This is a genomic window from Dichelobacter nodosus (genome assembly GCF_001263335.1).
GTDB lineage: Bacteria > Pseudomonadota > Gammaproteobacteria > Cardiobacteriales > Cardiobacteriaceae > Dichelobacter > Dichelobacter nodosus.
The window spans coordinates 250911-265725 of sequence record NZ_LGVW01000028.1; the positions used below are offsets into that span (position 1 = coordinate 250911).

Annotated in this window: 15 protein-coding genes; 3 read left to right on the forward strand and 12 right to left on the reverse strand. The window is 45.2% G+C overall.

The window, feature by feature from the left end; genetic code table 11:
- Positions 1-4 precede the first annotated feature (4 nt).
- From murC to AKG33_RS05775, 12 genes are all read right to left on the reverse strand, one after another.
- On the reverse strand, positions 5-1441 hold the full coding sequence (gene murC, locus AKG33_RS05720) for a UDP-N-acetylmuramate--L-alanine ligase (RefSeq protein WP_012031293.1): 1437 nt from the start codon (positions 1439-1441) through the stop codon (positions 5-7).
- On the reverse strand, positions 1438-2529 hold the full coding sequence (gene murG, locus AKG33_RS05725) for an undecaprenyldiphospho-muramoylpentapeptide beta-N-acetylglucosaminyltransferase (protein ID WP_012031294.1): 1092 nt from the start codon (positions 2527-2529) through the stop codon (positions 1438-1440). Before murG ends, murC begins: the two co-directional genes overlap by 4 nt.
- Complete coding sequence (ftsW, locus tag AKG33_RS05730; RefSeq protein ID WP_012031295.1) at positions 2526-3719, reverse strand: putative lipid II flippase FtsW; 1194 nt, start codon at positions 3717-3719, stop codon at positions 2526-2528. The genes murG and ftsW overlap by 4 nt, the downstream gene beginning before the upstream one ends.
- Complete coding sequence (murD, locus tag AKG33_RS05735) at positions 3703-5013, reverse strand: UDP-N-acetylmuramoyl-L-alanine--D-glutamate ligase (protein WP_012031296.1); 1311 nt, start codon at positions 5011-5013, stop codon at positions 3703-3705. The genes ftsW and murD overlap by 17 nt, the downstream gene beginning before the upstream one ends.
- Positions 5014-5023: 10 nt before the next feature.
- Positions 5024-6106 (reverse strand): phospho-N-acetylmuramoyl-pentapeptide-transferase, encoded by a 1083-nt coding sequence (gene mraY / locus AKG33_RS05740; protein ID WP_012031297.1) that lies wholly within the window; start codon positions 6104-6106, stop codon positions 5024-5026.
- Positions 6107-6108: 2 nt separating this feature from the next.
- On the reverse strand, positions 6109-7443 hold the full coding sequence (locus AKG33_RS05745) for a UDP-N-acetylmuramoyl-tripeptide--D-alanyl-D-alanine ligase (protein WP_012031298.1): 1335 nt from the start codon (positions 7441-7443) through the stop codon (positions 6109-6111).
- On the reverse strand, positions 7440-8888 hold the full coding sequence (locus tag AKG33_RS05750) for a UDP-N-acetylmuramoyl-L-alanyl-D-glutamate--2,6-diaminopimelate ligase (RefSeq protein WP_050708027.1): 1449 nt from the start codon (positions 8886-8888) through the stop codon (positions 7440-7442). The genes AKG33_RS05745 and AKG33_RS05750 overlap by 4 nt, the downstream gene beginning before the upstream one ends.
- Positions 8872-10749, reverse strand: a complete 1878-nt coding sequence (locus AKG33_RS05755; protein ID WP_012031300.1) for a peptidoglycan D,D-transpeptidase FtsI family protein — start codon at positions 10747-10749, stop codon at positions 8872-8874. Before AKG33_RS05755 ends, AKG33_RS05750 begins: the two co-directional genes overlap by 17 nt.
- A 2-nt stretch (positions 10750-10751) precedes the next feature.
- A complete protein-coding gene (ftsL, locus tag AKG33_RS05760; RefSeq protein ID WP_012031301.1) occupies positions 10752-11015 on the reverse strand; it encodes a cell division protein FtsL in 264 nt (87 codons plus the stop codon).
- Positions 11012-11938: a 16S rRNA (cytosine(1402)-N(4))-methyltransferase RsmH gene (rsmH, locus tag AKG33_RS05765; RefSeq protein WP_012031302.1), complete on the reverse strand. Its 927-nt coding sequence runs from the start codon at positions 11936-11938 to the stop codon at positions 11012-11014. The genes ftsL and rsmH overlap by 4 nt, the downstream gene beginning before the upstream one ends.
- Before the next feature lie 74 nt (positions 11939-12012).
- The gene (locus tag AKG33_RS05770) at positions 12013-12288 is read right to left on the reverse strand and encodes an RnfH family protein (protein ID WP_012031303.1); all 276 of its coding nucleotides are present in this window, start codon (positions 12286-12288) and stop codon (positions 12013-12015) included.
- Complete coding sequence (locus AKG33_RS05775; protein ID WP_012031304.1) at positions 12275-12706, reverse strand: type II toxin-antitoxin system RatA family toxin; 432 nt, start codon at positions 12704-12706, stop codon at positions 12275-12277. The genes AKG33_RS05770 and AKG33_RS05775 overlap by 14 nt, the downstream gene beginning before the upstream one ends.
- 58 nt (positions 12707-12764) lie before the next feature.
- Between AKG33_RS05775 and smpB the strand changes: the two genes are divergently transcribed.
- From smpB to AKG33_RS05790, 3 genes are read left to right on the forward strand one after another with little or no spacing between them, the layout of a single operon-like run.
- Positions 12765-13244 (forward strand): SsrA-binding protein SmpB, encoded by a 480-nt coding sequence (gene smpB / locus AKG33_RS05780; protein ID WP_012031305.1) that lies wholly within the window; start codon positions 12765-12767, stop codon positions 13242-13244.
- Entirely contained in the window at positions 13193-13948 is a 756-nt protein-coding gene (locus tag AKG33_RS05785; protein ID WP_119185545.1) for an MBL fold metallo-hydrolase, read from the forward strand. The genes smpB and AKG33_RS05785 overlap by 52 nt, the downstream gene beginning before the upstream one ends.
- A gap of 13 nt (positions 13949-13961) precedes the next feature.
- Entirely contained in the window at positions 13962-14717 is a 756-nt protein-coding gene (locus tag AKG33_RS05790) for a substrate-binding periplasmic protein (RefSeq protein ID WP_012031307.1), read from the forward strand.
- Positions 14718-14815: the final 98 nt, after the last annotated feature.

Sequence of the window (14815 nt, forward strand, 5' to 3'; positions counted from 1 at the left end):
GCAATTATTCCTTTATTTTTAATTCGTCCATCATTTTTGCCACCCGACCGATATCGCCGGCGCCGAAAAAGATCACCACATCATCATCTTGCAAAATATCGTGACGCAAATGCGGCACAATTTCTTCTTTATCGGCAATAAAAATCGGTTCAACGCGCCCGTGCGCACGAATTGCCCGCGTTAAATCGCGTGCATCGGCGCCCGCAATTGGTTCCTCGCCGGCGGCATAAACTTCGGTTAACACCAAACAATCACACACCGCCAAAACTTCGGCAAAATCATCTAACAAATCGCGCGTCCGCGTAAAACGATGCGGTTGAAAAACGGCAACAATACGCCGCCCAGCAAATCCTTCCATCGCCGCATCTAATACGGCTTTAATTTCTCTGGGGTGATGTCCGTAATCTTCAAAAACATCTGCAAAACCATGATCGTGAGCAATACGACCGTGATGCGTAAATCGCCGCGCCACGCCTTTAAATTGCGCGAGCCCCTCGATAATAGTTTCGCGATCAATGCCCAATTCTTCGCCGACAATAATCGCCGCCAACGCATTGAGCACATTATGTTTGCCTGCCATGTTTAACGTCACCGAAAAACAACGATCTTCATCGTGAGCGATAACATCAAAATGCATTGCCAATCCTTTTTGACGCACGTTAATGGCGCGCACATCGGCATCTTCACTAAAACCATAAGTTCGAACAGGACGCCCAACTTCCGGCAAAATCGAACGCACGCCAGCATCATCAATGCATAACACTGCCAAACCATAAAACGGCAAATTATGCAAAAAGCGCACAAAACCAGCTTTTAAAGTTTCATAACTGCCGTTATAGTTTTCCAAATGATCGGCATCGATATTGGTCACGATGGAAATCATCGGTTGCAACAACCAAAAAGAACAATCCGACTCATCAGATTCTGCCACCAGATAATGCCCTTCACCCAATCGCGCGTTACTACCTGCCGCCGTTAAAATACCGCCGATTACAAAAGTAGGATCGAGTCCAGCATCGCTTAATAAAGAAGCCGTTAAACTGGTTGTCGTCGTTTTTCCGTGCGTTCCGGCAATGGCAATACCAAAACGAAAACGCATCAATTCTGCCAACATTTGCGCGCGGCGAATCACGGGAATTTCCAAAGCCCGCGCTTGTTTAACTTCCACATTATTTTCCGCAATCGCCGATGAAACAACGACCACATCAGCGTGTTCTACGTTTTCGGCGGCGTGCCCAATGAAAATTTGGGCGCCTTTTTGCGCTAAATATTGCGTTACCGCCGAATCTTTTATATCGGAACCGCTGATTGAATAACCCAAATTCAATAACACTTCAGCGATGCCACTCATGCCCGTGCCACCGATGCCGACGAAAAAAATATTTTTAACACGTCGCATGTGTCGACGTTCAATGCGTCCAAAATGAACCTCGTGATTCATCGGCATAACTCCTTAATTGCTCGCAAAATTTCTCCTAATGCTTTTTCATCTGAACATAACCGCGCGCGTTCTGCTTGCGTTAAAAGCGCACTTCTATCTTGGCGCGATTGAATTGCCGTTGCCAAAATATCAGCGGTTAATGTTTTTTCTTCTAAAATCGCTGCTGCGCCCACTTCTGCCAAACATTGCGCATTCATCGTTTGATGATCATCAACGGCATACGGAAACGGAATAAACAACGCTGCTAAACCCGCCGTTGCAATCTCGGAAACCGTTAACGCGCCCGACCGCGCAATCACCCAATCTGCATTGGCATACGCTTTTGCCATATCGTCAATAAACGGCACAATTTCTGCATGCACATTAAGCGCGGCATATTCTGTTTGCGTTTTTTCTAACCAACGCGCGCCAGTTTGATGCAATACTTGCGGTCGTTGTTCTTCCGGCAATAAAGAAAGCGCCTGCGGTAATAATAAATTAATCGCTTTCGCGCCTTGACTGCCGCCTAAAACTAACAGCCGTATTCTGCCGCTGCGATAGTGAAAACGCTCTTCTGGCGCTGGCAAAAGCGTAATATCTTCGCGCACGGGATTGCCGGTAACGCGATAAGGATATTTCAAAGCAATTTTTGCTGCCGCTTGTTGTGAAGCCAATAAAATGGTGTTCGCAACGCGCGAAAGCAAGGCATTTGTCAGCCCCATTACGGCATTTTGTTCATGAATCAACAAAGGAATATTTAATATTTTCGCTGCGATGCCGCCCGGTCCTGACGCAAATCCGCCCATACCAATCACCACATCGGGTTGAATATGTTGCATGATTTTTTTTGCTTGAAAAACGGCGCGCCCAATCATAAAAGGCGCTTTTAACCAGCCGATAACGCCGTTACCGCGCAATCCGTATACCGCAATATCGTGAAAAATAAATCCCGCTTCCGGCACTTTTTTACCTTCAAAGCCCGATTGATTGCCCAGCCAGTGAATGATGGATCCTTGTTCCGCAGCAGCGCGCGCCACGGCTAACGCGGGATAAACGTGTCCGCCGGTGCCGCCTGCCATAAACAATAATTTTTTTCCTTTTAAAATCATATTTTTCCCTCTAAACGCGCAATAAAACGCGATTCAGCATCGATCCGCGCCAATATTGCCAACGCGATAGAAGTCATCAGTATTGAGCTGCCGCCGTAACTGATGAGAGGCAAGGTTAATCCTTTTGTAGGCAACGCGCCGGTGGTTACGCCGATATTGATTAAACTTTGCAAACCTAACCACAAACCAATGCCGTAAGCTAATAATGATGAAAACCGTTTGCGCATGCGATCAGCCAAATAACCAATCGCAAACGCCCGCCATACTAAAATCATCAAAATTGCCATCACGATTAATGCGCCGACGAGTCCCGTTTCCTCGGCAATAATGGAAAAAATGAAATCGGTATGCGCTTCCGGTAAATATTGATGTTTTTGTACGCTTTCGCCCAATCCCACGCCGAATAAACCGCCGCGTCCAAAAGATATTAACGAGTTAACCAATTGATATCCTTCATCATATTGATATTCCCATGGATTAATAAACGTGGTGAGACGCCGCAGCCGGTAACTTTCAGAAATTAAAACCCAAACCATCGCCGGCGCAATTAAAACGCCCAGCAATAGCAATCGCCAAATAGAAACGCCCGACAAAAAAAGCATACCCAAAACGGTTGCCACAATAACCACCATCGTGCCGAAATCGGGTTGCAAATAAAACATTAAGGCAAAGCACGCCGTCACCGCTAACAAACCAATAATCGGTTGCCACGAATGATCGAGGCGTTGCGTGTGGTGTTGTAAATAAGCGGCGGTAAAAATGAAAACCGCCAATTTGGCAAATTCTCCGACTTGCAAATTAATCACGCCCAAATTCAACCAGCGCCGCGATCCGTTAACCACAACGCCAATTCCCGGTGCATAAACCAGTAATAAGCCTAAAAAAGCGAGTCCTAAAATGAATTTGGCTTTTTCGCGGTAAAAATTAGTGCCCAACATAAAAGCGATATACGCAAAAATACTGGAACCGACGTAAAAAATGCCTTGCCGAATAGCAAAATGATGCGTGGATAATCGCTCAACGTGCGCTTCTGATAATGATGAAGAAGTCACCATCACCATGCCGATCACAATCAACGCCAGCCAACACAACAATAATCCCACATCGGGAAAAGCCAGTCGCTGCCAGCGTTTTTCGGGTATTTTTTGATGCTGTCGAAAGCGCTCCAAAGCGCTATTTCTGGGAGACATAACTCAAAACCTCATCGGCAAAAACATCGCCACGTTCTTCATAATTGCGAAATTGATCAAAACTCGCCGTTGCTGGAGAAAGCAAAACTTGATCGCCCGCGTCAGCATTTTGATAAGCATAGGAAACCGCGGCTTTGATAGTGCCGCAATCGTGAAAAGCAATATTGGCTTTTTTAAATGCGGCAATCATCGTGTGATTATCAACGCCGATCATTAAAACGTGTTTAATGGGCGCTTGTAACAAAACCGCGGCTAATTGATGAAAATCTTGACCTTTGCCCACGCCACCGACGATTAACCACGTTGGACGCGTACAGCCCACTAAAGCTGCCGCCGTTGAAGCAATATTCGTTGCTTTTGAATCATTCAACCATAAAACATCGTTAAAACAGGCAACTTCACACATGCGATGCGGCAATCCGCGGAAATTTTTCAACGCTTCCAGCGTATAACTAATATCAATGCCCAAACCCGATGCCATCAATAAAGCAACCAAAGCATTATAAGCATTATGTTGACCGTGAATTTTTAATTCATCGGCGGTGAGCACGGTTTGACCGTTGACGATAATCGCACCATTTTCAACACGATTAACACATTGCGCTCCAAAAAAGACCGTTTGCCGACTCAATGGCGCCATTTGCCGACAATATTCATCATCGCCGTTTAAAATCGTCAATTGCGTTTGCTGCGCCAAATGAGATTTGGCGGCGACGTAATCGAGAAAACTATCATAACGATCCAAATGATCCGGCGTAACGTTTAATACCACGCCCACATCAATCATCAAAGAAGGACACCGTTCCAATTGATAACTGGAAAGTTCTAAAACGTATAAATCAGGTTCTTCTTCATCTTCCAGCCACGCCGTTAAAACGGATTTGCCAATATTGCCGCACAATTGCGTTTTTAAACCCACCGCGCGCGCGGCATCAGCCAACATCGTTACCACGGTTGATTTACCGTTGGAACCCGTCACCGCAGCGACTGGTTTTTCAATTAACCGCGCGAAAAGTTCAACGTCGTTCATCAAAGTTGCATGAATATTTTTAAACGCCGTGCGCCGACAATCGATGCCGGGGCTGACGATTAACGTTGCAAATGACGTAAAAATATCAGCATCATCTAAATTAACCGTTACGATTGGCGCGGATTGCACCTTTTCATCAAAGGCGGTGACGTCATAACCTGCTTTTTGCAACATTTGCCACGCTGCTTTCCCCGAAACGCCCATTCCAATAACGGCAATGGGTTGATTTAAATGTAAATCGCGCAATTTTTCTTCTTTATTCATCGCCACACCTTTAACGCAATTTGAGCGTTGATAAACCAACCAATACCAATACCACCGTAATAATCCAAAAACGAATCGTTACGCGCGATTCCGGCCAACCGCCTAATTCAAAATGATGATGCAATGGCGCCATACGAAAAACACGTTTTCCGCGGCATTTATATGATCCTACTTGAATCATCACGGATAACGCTTCTGCAACAAAAACGCCCCCCATCACGGCAAAAGCCAATTCTTGGCGCACAACTACGGCAACCGTCGCCAGTGCTGCGCCCAAACTCAAAGCGCCCACATCACCCATAAAAACCAAAGCCGGATGCGCGTTATACCAAAGAAAACCCAAACCCGCGCCGGCAATCGCTGCACAAAAAATTGCCATCTCGCCTGCGCCGGCAATCGCAGGAATATGCAAATAAAGCGCAAAATTCGCGCTACCGGATAAATAAGCAAAAATACACAAGCCACCGCTGACCAAAACCACCGGCATAATCGCTAAACCGTCCAAACCATCGGTTAAATTCACGGCATTACTGGCACCCGTTAACACCAAATACACAAAAGGAATAAACAAAATGCCCATTTGCCATTCAAAATGTTTGAAAAACGGCATGATTAAAGTAGTTTCGATCGGCGTATCGGCTAAAAAATACAACCACAACGCGGTTAATAACGCGACCAAAGAAAGATAAGCGTATTTTTGTTTAGCAGCCAAACCTTTGGTATTTTTTTTAACCAATTTTAAATAATCGTCCGTCCAACCAACGGCGCCAAATCCCAATAACACGAATAACGCAAGCCACGTGTAAACCGAGCGCAAATCCGCCCAGCACAACATCGAAACCGTAATAGAAAAAATAATCAGCGCACCGCCCATCGTCGGCGTTCCAGCTTTTTTTAAATGCGTTTTAGGGCCGTCGTCGCGCACAAATTGCCCCATTTGCATTTTTTGCAAATAACGAATCATTTTGCCGCCGCAAAAGATGCTCAATAATAACGCCGTCAACGCCCCTAAAATAATGCGCGATGTTAAATAAGTCAGCGCATTCAAAGGGGTAAAAATAGCGCTTAAACCCGTCGCCAATGCATACAACATAATTAATCCTTTTCTATATCAAGCGCCGCAATCACGCGTTCCATGCGCGCGCTACGAGATCCTTTGACCAAAACGGTATACGGTTTTTCGCCGGCGAGTATATCGCGCAAAGCTTGATTGACGGCTTCAACATCTTCAAACAATCGCGCATCAGGAAAACCTGCCGCATAATCCGGCACCGAAAGTGCCCAAAAATGTTTGATGCCTTTTTCGCGAGCAAAAGCAGCCACTTCTGCGTGTAACGCTGCGCTTTGTGCGCCGAGTTCGCCCATTTTTCCGGCAATCACCAACGAATGCGCCGCGGTTTTAATCACTTCAATGGCGGCTTTAAACGAAGCAGGATTGGCGTTATAGGTATCGTCATAAAGCGTATGATGCCGAACATGAAGCGCAACCAACCGTGATTGCTGCAAACGCAATCCCTGCAAAGCTTGCGCACTTTGCGCCAAAGAAACGCCGGCAAAAGATGCCGCCGCCGTTGCCGCCAATGCATTTGCCACATTATGACGACCGCATAATTGCCACGCGATTTCTGCGCGTTGCGCCAAATGCATCAAAGTAAAACGTTGTCCGTTATCGGAAATATCTGCCGCCGTCCACTGCGCAGATTGTTCCAAAGCAAATGTTTGTATGGAACGATGACCGAATTCTTGCAACCACGCCGCCGCTTGCGGCAAATCTGCGTTGACGACCAAAGCGCCCGAACTGAAGCGATAAATTTCTGACTTTGCCGCGGCGACGCCGTCGAGTGAGCCAAAACCTTGCAAATGCGCGGCGCTTACATTAGTAATTACGGCAACGTCCGGACAAACGATTTTAACCAACCGCTCAATATCGCGCGGGTGATTAGCGCCCATCTCAATCACGGCAAAACGATGTTCATTTTGTAAACGTAATAAAGTCAGCGGCACGCCGATATCGTTATTTAAATTGCCAACGGTTGCCAGCGTTTTTCCCTGCGCGCTTAAAATGCGGTACAACATTTCTTTGGTGGACGTTTTGCCGTTTGTTCCCGTCAATCCAATAATAAAAGCATTGCTTTGTTTTCGGCGCGCGGCGGCGAGCATTTGCAGCGCGGTTAAAGTATCGTTTACAACAATTTGCGGTATATCAATTTCGCGATATTCTTGCACTATTACTGCCACGGCACCGCGTTCTTGCGCGGTTTGCAAAAAATCCTCGCCGCAAAAATGTTCACCGCGCAACGCGATAAATAATTGCCCTGCGGTGAGCGTTCTCGTATCTGTTGAAACTTCTAAAGCGCGCCAGTCGTCATTGCCGCGCAAATAACCGCCGACGATCGTCGCGATTTCTTTTGCTGTCCACGCTGCGATCATGGGTTTATCCACGCTTTAATCACGGCTTGATCAGAAAAAGGATATTTGGTCGTGCCGATAATTTGATAATCTTCGTGCCCTTTTCCAGTAATTAAAACCGCATCGCCGGCGTGCAATTGAGCAAGCGCATAATGAATTGCTTGCTCGCGCGGTTGAATAACATGAATTTTTTCTGGATATTCAAATCCTTGCATTACGTCTGCAATAATTGCCGCTGGATCTTCGGTGCGCGGATTGTCATCGGTAACGATAACGGCATCGGCAAAACGTTCTGCCGCTTGCGCCATTAATGCACGTTTGCCACGATCGCGATTGCCGCCGCAACCAAAAATTAACCATAATTTTCCGGAAATATGCGGACGAATACCCGTTAACACGCTTTCAATCGCGCCGGCAGTATGCGCGTAATCAACGATGGCAAGCGCTTGATTGGACAATGAAATCGGTTCAACGCGTCCAATCACGCCATGCAATTGATTCAATTTTTCGGCAATTGCTGCCAAAGAAAATCCTTGCGCTGCTAAACAAGCGGCAACGTTTAAAACGTTATCAAGATTAAAGCGCGCTAATAAATGCGTTTCCACGGCGATCGTTTCATCATCAATTGCCAAGGTAAAAGTAACGCCATTTTGATGCAGACAATAATCATGCGCGCAAACGTTATGATGCGCGGCGGCATTGTGCGCGCCTTTTGCAGAAACTGCCCAAATGCACGCCGAAGAATTAATGCGGTGCTCGCTGATTAATCGTCTGCCGTGCGGATCATCAATATTGATAACGGCGTGTTTGATGGGGAACGCAAATAACTGCGCTTTTGCCAAAAAATAATCTTCCATATCCGCGTGATAATCGAGGTGATCGCGGCTTAAATTCGTAAAAACGGCAACGTCTACTGCCACCGCTGCCACGCGATGTTGCGCTAAAGCGTGTGAAGAAATTTCCATTGCCACGGCTTGATTGCCCTGCGCAACAAAATGGGCTAATTGTTGTTGCGTTGTGATGGCATCAGGCGTGGTGTGGCTGGCGGGTTGCAACGCATTTAAATTGCCATAACCGATCGTGCCCAACATCGCGGCACCCGTCGCCTGCGCGATAAAATGCACCAATGATGATTTGCCGTCCGTGCCAGTCACACCCGTTATCCATAATTTTTGGGCGGGGTGATCATAAAAAAGGTCAGCAATAGCACTGACTTTTTCGCTCAATCGTTCCACCGCAATCGCATGTGGCGGCGGATTTTGATAAGGCGGTTCATAAAAAATCGCCGCACAATTTATTTCTGGCGTATAAAAGTCAAGCGCGTGATATTGCGTGCCACGGGTGGCAAGCCAAAGCATTTGTTCATTAAGGACGCGCGAATCAAGACTCAACGCGGAGATGGGTTTATCGTCAACGGCGGCGGTTGACAATCCCAATGCCGTTAACAATTCATGGGTGGTTTTCATTATTTTTTTCCTCGCGCGCAAAAAATTGCGGCTGAATGTCTAATTTAATGTCGTCGGTTCTGCTGATTTTGTCTGGTAAAACGCCGAGGATAGGCAACGACCATTCCACAATTTTTGCAAAAGCCGGTGCGGCAACCAAGCCGCCATAATATGCGCCACTGGTTGGTTCTTCAACAACCACAATCAAAGAAATTTTTGGATTTTGCGCGGGCGCAACGCCGGCAAATAAACCGCGGTAACGACTGCGATCATAACGACCATCGGTGATTTTATGAGCGGTGCCGGTTTTTCCTGCCACGGTATAACTGCCCGTATTAGCGCGTCTGCCCGTGCCGCCGGCATTGACGGCTTCATGCATCATAAATAAAACATCGTTGGCAATTTGTTGGGAAACGATTTGTTCACCTTCAACGGAATGCTGGCGTTTAATGAGCGTTAACGGCATTTTGACGCCGCCGTTGGCGATGGTGGCATAAGCATGCGCGATTTGCAGCGCCGTAGTTGAAATACCGTAGCCAAAAAACGTGGTGGCATAAGTAAAATCATCTTGTTTTTCAGGACGATGAAGAATGCCTCTCTGTTCGCCGGGAAATTGCATGCCGGATAATTGCCCGAAACCCATTTGCTTCATAAATTGATAATACTGCTCGCGCGGCGTTTTTTGGCTGATCATTGCCATGCCAACGTTGGACGATTTCCGAATAATGCCGACGGTGTCTAATTGCGGATAATTATGCGTATCGCGCACGGTATGTTTGCCGATGCGATAAGGGCTACTGGTTTTAAAAGAGGTTTGCGTTGTGATGACGCCGGCGTTTAAAGCAGCAGCAACGGAAATCGGTTTAATGGTAGAACCCGGTTCAAAAACATCAGTGATGACTTTATTTTTCATAAATTCTGCAACCCGTTCTACGGAAATATTCGGATTGCCGTCGGGCAACGAAACCATCGCTAAAATTTCCCCGCTGGCAACGTCTACCATCACCGCAGAGACGGATTTCGCCTGAAACTGGTTCATCGTTTCGCTTAAAGTTTTGCGCACGATAAATTGCAAACGTTTATCAATGGATAATTGCAAATTTTGCCCCGGCGCCACAGGTGTGGTTTCTTCAACAATTTCAATGGCGTGACGATCGCGGTCTTGCAATACTTTTACTTTTCCCTGCTGCCCCGAAAGCCAATCATTATATTGCCGCTCAATGCCTTCCTGACCTTGTTCGTCGATATCGGTAAAACCAATAATTTGCCCTGTTAATTCGCCGGCAGGATAAAAGCGCTGATAACTGTCTTCGCGAAAAATTCCGTGAATTTTCAATGCCATTACAGTTTCCATTTGCGCCGGCGAGAGTTGCCGTTTGAGATAATATGAACGTTTTTCAGCGCGTTCTTGCAAAAGCCGCATCATATCGCCAACCGGCATTTCTAATGCGGCAGCGAGCGGTTCGAGGCGAATTTTTTCATAGCGCATCAAAATGATGTCTTCATGAATTTCTTTATCATTGATCCAAGTGCAAAAATCGCTGTGGCGGCTATTGCTTAAGCAGGCTTCTTTTTCGCGATTGAAATCGCCTTCCAATGTTGCCCATAAAACTTTCGGATCGGCAACAACAGTGCTCACCGGCGAGGAAATGGCTAACGGTTCACCTTCGCGGTCTAAAATCATGCCGCGCAAAGCTACTTCAGTGCGTATCCGCATTGCGCGGTTATTTCCTTGTTCTAATAAAAAAGGACGATCGATACAGTGCAAAAAAACTAATCGCGCAACCAATAACAGCGCCAATAAAACCAAAACCGCGAGCACGATATTGCGCCGCAGTTTTTGACCATAACGCACCGCCGAACGCGCTGTGGGACGAACCATCATTATTCCAAATAAACCACCTGCGTGGATTGCGGCATATGTAAATTTAACCCTTGTGAAAGCGCTTTATCGATCATGGCGTCGTTTACTAAAGTTTTTTGTTCTAAAAGTTTTTGCGTCCAATCGGCATTGATTTTGTCGCGTTCTTGTTTTAAAGATTGTACTTGACCGACTAATTGCGCGTGTTCGTGCGCATAAAAGGCGCTTTTTAAACCCAAATAAGTAACGCCTGATAATAAAACAACTAATATCATTCCCCATTTCATAATTTCACCGCCTTTCTTAATTTTGCACTTCGTGATCGAGGATTTTGCGCTATTTCCGCAGAAGAAGGTTTGATTACCGGTGGAACAAGACGTAATACTTGATGGATATTGGTGGTATTCGTGGCAGGAATTTCCGCCGGCAAAGGCTCCCCTTCCATACTGCGGACGAATCTTTTTACGGTGGCGTCTTCCAATCCGTGGAAGCTGATAACCACTAAAATTCCGCCAGATTTTAACATCATTGTTGCCGCGCGTAATGCTCGCTGTATTTCCCCTATTTCATCATTAACGGCAATACGAATGGCTTGGAAGGTTTGCGTTGCTGGGTGAAGATGCGGTTTATATAGTTTTTTCGGGCGCGCTTGCGCGACGACTGACGCCAAATCCAGCGTTGATTTTAAATCATTTTTTGCCGCTAAAATTGCTTTGGCAATGCGTTTGGCAACGGTATGTGGTTCACCGCCGTAATCGCGAATTACCGTTGTTAACGTATCTTCATCAACATTTTTCAACCATTTTTGGGCGGTTAAATTTTGTTCATTATCCATACGCATATCCAAAGGACCTTCTTTAGCGAAAGAAAATCCGCGGCTGGGATCGTCTAATTGCGGCGAGGAAACGCCCAAATCAAATAAAATACCGTCTAAACTTTCTGCGCCGAGCGCGGCGAAAGCCGTTTCCATTTCAGAAAAGGCACAACGCGCAAAATGAAAACGTGGATCCGTGATTTGGGCAGCAACGGCAGCCGCTTGTTGATCGCGATCCAAAGCATACAATTGCCCGCTTTCACCTAATTGCGCCAAAATTTCGCTACTGTGTCCACCACGCCCAAATGTCGCATCTAAATAACGACCATTCGGCGCAATTTCCAGCGCTGCAACGGCTTCTGCTAATAAAACGGGAATATGTTCCGATGTTTCCATATTACGTTAACCTTTTTGAATTTCCTTTTATTAATCATTACGTTTTAATAATATTTTTGCTTTTACTGGAAAAACTAACGCCGCGCCCGTTGCCGTCGCATTTCTTTGGGATCGCAGCGCAGCGGACGATAAATTTCTACGCGGTCGCCGTCACGCAATGGCGTATCCGCACGGCACGGCTGGCTAAAAATGCCTAAATCTAATTGATTGAGATCAATTTCTGGGAAAAAGTCCGCGATTTTTGCCGCTAAAACGGCTTGTTGCGCCGTGGTTCCTTCCTCAACAGCAAGACTGATGATTTTTTGCCGATATGCCGTGGCGTAAACAATTTCTACGTTAATTTGTGCCATAAATTTCCTGTGCGCGGCGCGCAAAACTATCAACCATCGTATCTGCCATATAATCCATTAATCCGACTAAAATCGGCGCCAGCAAAAACAATACTTCAAAATGCATTTGATAATCCACCATGCAACCGTTTTCCAGCGCTTTAAATTGCCATTTGCCAGACAGATGTTTAAAAGGCCCGCGGATTAAAGCAATCGTCATATAATCGGGATAGCGATAAAAATTGCGCGTGGTGAATGAATAACGAAAGGCGCCTTTTTGCGCGGTAATCGTGCCAATAATTTCTTTTTCATCGCGTTTTTCTAAACGTGCCGCCGCACACCACGGCAAAAATTCGGGATAACGTTCAACGTCGGCAACCAAATCAAATAGTTGCGCCGGTGTATACGGTAATATTTTTACTTTATGAATTTGTGGCACAATAGCAACCTTTCTCCGAAAAATGGTTTTATTTTAATAATTATCCTCAACGATTACTATGAGTAAAAAAAATACCGCCGATAATCATATCGTTACCAATAAAAAAGTATTTCACGATTATTTTCTCGAAGAACATTTCGAAGCGGGCATTGCTTTGGAAGGTTGGGAAGTTAAAGCGGTGCGCGCCGGACGTATTCAAATTAAAGAAAGTTATATTTTGGTTAAAGATCAACAAGTTTACCTTTTTGGTGCGTTGATTCACCCGCTGGCTTCTGCTTCTTCACACATTTTTCCCGAGGCGCAGCGGACGCGTAAATTGTTGTTACATCGTTATCAAATTGCAAAATTAATCGGCGCGAGTGAGCGCGATGGTTATACGTTGATGCCCGTTTCTTTATATTGGAAAAACGGTTTTGTGAAGGTTGACGTGGCTATTGCCAAAGGTAAAAAAGAATTCGATAAACGGCAGGTAAAAAAGGATCAGGATTGGAAAAAAACGCAATCCCGCATCATGAAAGCGCACAAACGGCAATTATGAAAAGCAAAATTATCACTTTAAAAGCCGATGGTTATGATAATTTTATGTATATCATCGCAAACGGAGGCGAGGCAGTCGTTGTTGATCCGGCGTGGAATGCTGAATTAGTGAAAACGGTTTTAGCGCAGGAATATTTAACGTTGACTGCGATTTTGCTCACGCATGCCCATGATGATCACACAAATGCCGTCAGCGATTTATATAGTGATGACGTTTCCCTTTTTTTATCGGCAGATGAATATCCGCTTTGGGCGAATTGCCCCGTTGATGCCGTTTTATTACAAGATGGTGATGAAATTTTTTGCGGTGCCGACGTGATTCAAATGATTGCTACTCCAGGGCATACTGCGGGCAGCTGTTGTTTTTATGTGGACAATAATTTAATAACGGGCGATACTTTGTTCGTTTACGGCTGTGGGCGGACGGATTTTCCAAGCGGCGATTCGCGCGCTTTGTTTGAAAGTTTGCAAAAATTGAAGAAACTGCCGCCGCACACGCAGATTTTATCTGGACACGATTACGGCATTGAAAAAAATTCAACGCTTTCAGAGCAGATTACCTATAATCCGTTCATGACGATTTGTTCTCTTGATGATTTTGTTCGTTTTAGGGAAGAATTGGCAAAGAAAATAATAAAAATCCCTTATAGATCAATGGATTATTCGGAGGTTTATTGTGCATTGACACAACCGTTGTTACCTTGATAGGAGTATTAAAATGCGTAAAAAGACGCACGTTTTTTGTTTAACTGGTTTAATCACTTTATTGAGTACCGCGGCTTTTGCCGAGCCAACGTATCGTTTGGTCAGAACGTATCCCGAACAAATGCCACTCAATTTTATGGGCAATGATGGCTCGCCCAGCGGCTTTGAAACCGAGTTGATACAGGAAATTGCCCGCCGAAGTAAATTGGATTTTAAGGAGGAATTTGCAAAAGGTACGGGTTCCGTTTTGCAAAGAGTTCGAGAAGATAAAGCAGATTTAGGCATCGGCGCAATAACCGTTACCTCAGAAAGACGAAAGATTTTTGATTTTAGTGAACCGTATTTACAAGTAAATCCGATCACCATTTTGACCAAAAATCCTGAAAAGAAAACTATTGCAGATTTAGCTAATGAACCGGTGAGTTGCGAAGAAAATACGATGCATGAGGAAATTCTCAAATCTACTGAAAATGCTCCAAAAAGTATCTTTTCAGAAAAAACGGACTTTTTAGCCGTGAAAAAAGTGCTACAAGATAAAGCGGTGGCTACCATTGGCGACGATTCTTATATGTTTGGATTTTTAGAAAATTATAAAGATGAGGGTATTCGGTTATTTGTTGATCCCAGTTACGAAAAAGAACATTATGCAATTGCCTTTAAAAAAGGCGATACCGAGTTAAAAAATAAAGTCGATAACGCCTTGCGACAAATGAAATCTGATGGCACGTACCAACAGTTACTTGCAAAATGGTATCCGAATAAAAAATAAAGATCGATAAGAGAAAAAAGGTGGCGAATGTTTAAATTGTTCGCTGCCTTTTTTGTGGCACTCAATTATAGTTTTAATAATTAAGAAAAGGATTAAAA